At 36.0% G+C, this 566-nt stretch carries 1 protein-coding gene; it reads right to left on the bottom strand.

Annotated features, from left to right (window positions below; all coding sequences use genetic code 11):
• Nucleotides 1–566, bottom strand: a 566-nt coding sequence (locus BAU23_RS19080; protein ID WP_276327601.1) for an MSCRAMM family protein, incomplete at both ends; no start/stop codon positions are given.

The following is a 566-nucleotide window of genomic DNA, read 5'->3' on the forward strand; positions in this document are numbered from 1 at the left end:
ACAACGACTTCAATTTCTTCTTTTAACAACTTATATCCTTGTGGTGCTTTCGTTTCTTTTAATGTGTATTTTCCCGGTTCTAATTTCGTAGAGATTACTTTACCTGTTTTATCTGTTCGTAATGTCTCTACTTTTTTACCATCTTTATACACTTCAAATTCTGCACCTGATAACACTTTCGTTTTATCATTCGCATCTACTTTTACGATTTCAAATTGACCTGTTACTTTTTCGTTCATAACTTCTTGTTTTACTACTTCATTCGCTACAACGTTTACTTCTACTGTTACTTCTACTGCTTTGTAGCCTTCTGGTGCTTTCGTTTCTTCTAACGTGTACTTTCCTGGCACTAAGTTTTCGAATTGGACTACACCATCTTTATTCGTTGTTTTCGCTTCTCCAACTACTTGACCACTTTCGTTCTTCAGTCTAAATTCCGCGCCTTCTAGAACTTTTCCACTCTCTGCATCCTTTTTGACTACTTGTAAGCTTCCTAGCTCTTTTGCGTTTTCTACTTGTACTTGTACTACTTTGTTCGCTTCCACAACGACTTCAATTTCTTCTTT

Source organism: Bacillus nitratireducens (genome assembly GCF_001884135.1).
GTDB lineage: Bacteria > Bacillota > Bacilli > Bacillales > Bacillaceae_G > Bacillus_A > Bacillus_A nitratireducens.